Annotated in this window: 4 protein-coding genes; all 4 read left to right on the top strand. The window is 64.3% G+C overall.

Annotated elements, in window-relative coordinates; genetic code table 11:
* Positions 1-264: 264 nt before the first annotated feature.
* Positions 265-1,185 carry a DUF4326 domain-containing protein gene (locus KAZ48_11790; GenBank protein ID MBP7973472.1) on the top strand — a complete coding sequence of 307 codons (921 nt, stop codon included), beginning with the start codon at positions 265-267 and terminating at the stop codon, positions 1,183-1,185.
* Entirely contained in the window at positions 1,182-1,931 is a 750-nt protein-coding gene (locus KAZ48_11785) for a hypothetical protein (GenBank protein ID MBP7973471.1), read from the top strand. Before KAZ48_11790 ends, KAZ48_11785 begins: the two co-directional genes overlap by 4 nt.
* Complete coding sequence (locus KAZ48_11780) at positions 1,928-2,131, top strand: hypothetical protein (GenBank protein MBP7973470.1); 204 nt, start codon at positions 1,928-1,930, stop codon at positions 2,129-2,131. Before KAZ48_11785 ends, KAZ48_11780 begins: the two co-directional genes overlap by 4 nt.
* A partial coding sequence (bet, locus tag KAZ48_11775) for a phage recombination protein Bet (protein ID MBP7973469.1) occupies positions 2,124-2,719 on the top strand: 596 nt, incomplete at its 3' end. The genes KAZ48_11780 and bet, both read left to right, overlap by 8 nt.

The following is a 2,719-nucleotide window of genomic DNA, read 5'->3' as shown; positions in this document are numbered from 1 at the left end:
GTCACCCCCGACGGGGACGTGGTCGCCAAGTGGACCGCATCCAAGCCCCGCGAGTCCATCGACACCAAGGCGCTCGCCGCCGACCTGCCCGACGTGGCAGCCAACTACATGCGCACCGGAAAGCCCGGCCGCAGATTCAGCATCACGGGGAGTTGAACCATGAGTAATGGCCTTCTGGTCGATATCGAAACCATCATCCTGGATGACGCGGTATTCCCGCGTACCCAGGTTGATGAGGCAACCGCTCGCCGGTACGCCGATTGCATGACGGCCGGCGAGGAGCTGCCGCCGGTGATCGTCGAAAACGGGACAAACCGCCTGCTAGACGGGTGGCATCGCCACCGGGCTCATCGGATTCTCGAACTGGCCGAGATTGAAATACTGTTCGCCGACATCCCCCCCGGGATGGACGCGCGACTGTTCGCCGCGTCGCTGTCTGCGAAGCACGGACTACCGCTGGCTGACGCTGATGCACGGCAGATCGCTCGCGACCTGTTCGCGCAGGACGGGGACACCACGATCACCGCCGTTGCAAAAGCGCTCGGCCGGCCGCGCAAGACCGTTGAGGGCTGGCTGTCAGATCAGATTGAGCAGCGCCGCGAGGCCGAGCAGCGCGAACGTGACGCCCGCAAGGTGGCCGCGCTGATGCTGCGTGACCTGGGCTGGAAGCAGAAGGACATCGCGGAGCAACTTGGAGTTGACCAGTCTGCTGTGTCGCGACTTATGCATGATGGCGACCCCGCCGTCATGCATACCGATGAGGGGTTGATCCGGCGGGCGATTGAGATCGTGCCTGACGCGGACCTGGCCGCCGTGGCCGAGCAGTGGCGAGAAGATCGCATCTTCGCCACCTGGACCGACGACGAACGCGACCTGTTGAAGCGCCTCCGTGCAGGGGAAACCGTCGTGCTCAATATGCGCGGCGACGCTCACCAGCGACTGTGGCAGTGGGCCGAGCAGTCCGGCCTGGCTGTCCGTATCGACCGTAAGAGCGAGTGGGGCAACCCGTTCGTCCTGCCGGGCGATGGCACGCGCACCGAAGTGATCAGCAAGTACGCGGACTACTACTTCCCGCATAAGCCGTCGCTGCACGGGCGCACGGCCGAGTTAGAGGGTAAAGCGTTGGGCTGCTGGTGCGCGCCTGAGGCATGCCACGGCGACTACCTGGCGGGAATGGCGTCGTGATTGTCGCCGACGAATTCATCATGCTCGGCAAGACCGTGCCCGACGACCGGGCGGACGGCCGCCACTTCGTGTGCTCTGCCGGATATCAGCGCGACCTGGGCCTCATCCGCATCTACCCACTGAGCCGTCACGCGTCTCCTAAGCGATGGAGTCAAACCTCCGTACTGCTGGAGCGCAACCCGAAAGATAATCGGAAAGAGTCGTGGCGACTTGCGGTGGACCGCGCCCCAGATCAGCATGCAGCCGCCAACGTGCGGGCATTCCGTACGACCGGGGAAGTGGCCCGGAATCAACGAGCGACGCTCATCCCTGATCGCTACTTCGTGGACAGCGTCGCCCAGGCCAACAGTGAACGGCGGTCGCTCGCGCTGCTGCGCCCCCAGTCGGCGGAAATCAACTGGACGGCCCCAGACGCCACTAAGCCGTTGGATGTAGACCAACTGGAGCTAATCAGCATGCACAGGCCAGATGGAAAGCCCGACAGAATCCCCAGGCTCCAGTTTCGGGATGAATCTGGCCCGCACGCTCTGCAACTTCGCGACTGGGGCATGTACGAACTGATCCGTCGCTACGGGCTGGACTACGCCGGCAGTCACGCAGCGGACGCTCTGCACCTAAGCGAGTCATCCACCCTGCTGATCGGCAATCTGAACGCGCACCGCACTACTTGGCTCGTCATCAGCGTGCTGAATCTTGGGGCCGCACAGCCTGCGCTGTTTGCCGACTTGAATATGGCCGCATCATGACGCCCCCCCCTTGGGAGACATCCATCGCGGCTTTGGATCACTTTGAGCAGCGCATCCGCACATACGACTACGCCGAAGTCCTTGGCGATGGCGCCAAGGGATACGAGATGCGACTGCAGCGACTAGATGAGATCGCAGCCGCCAAGAAGTGGGTGCGTCAGCAGAGAACACAACAAGGGGAGAGGAACCCAAATGAGTAACGCACTAGCAATCCGACCGGACCAGACCGACTGGACCGACCCGCAGAAGGCCATGCTGGTGGCCGCAGGGGTGAAGCCGGCCAACCACGCGCAGGCGTTGGTGTTCCTGAACTACTGCACCAAGACGGGCCTGGACCCGTTCACCAAGCAGATATACCTGGCCAACGGCGCGATCATCGTCGGCATCGACGGGCTGCGCCTGCTGGCTGCCCGCACCGGGGAGTTCCGTGGTACCACCACGCCACTGTGGTGCGACGACAACGGCGAGTGGCACGACGTGTGGGTGGCGAACACCCCGCCCGTGGCCGCCAAGGTCGGCGTCATGCGCGCCGGCTTCGATCAGCCGGTGTTCGGCGTGGTCATGTGGACCGAGTTCGGTGGCAAGGGCGGCACCTGGGGCAAGATGCCCGCGCACATGCTGTCCAAGGTGGCCGAGTCCCACGCGCTGCGCAAGGCGTTCCCGGCCGAGATGAGCGGGCTGTACACCAGCGACGAGATGGCCCAGGCCGACCGGCCCGCACCGGCACCGCGCGTGGATACCAGTCACCTGATGGACGCCATGCCGCTGGGTGCCAACGGCGAGCAGGT

This window comes from Candidatus Nanopelagicales bacterium (genome assembly GCA_018003655.1).
Lineage (GTDB): Bacteria > Actinomycetota > Actinomycetes > S36-B12 > UBA10799 > JAGNDY01.
The sequence above is the reverse complement of the archived record's forward strand: the minus strand, read 5'-3'. Positions and strand labels throughout refer to the sequence as shown.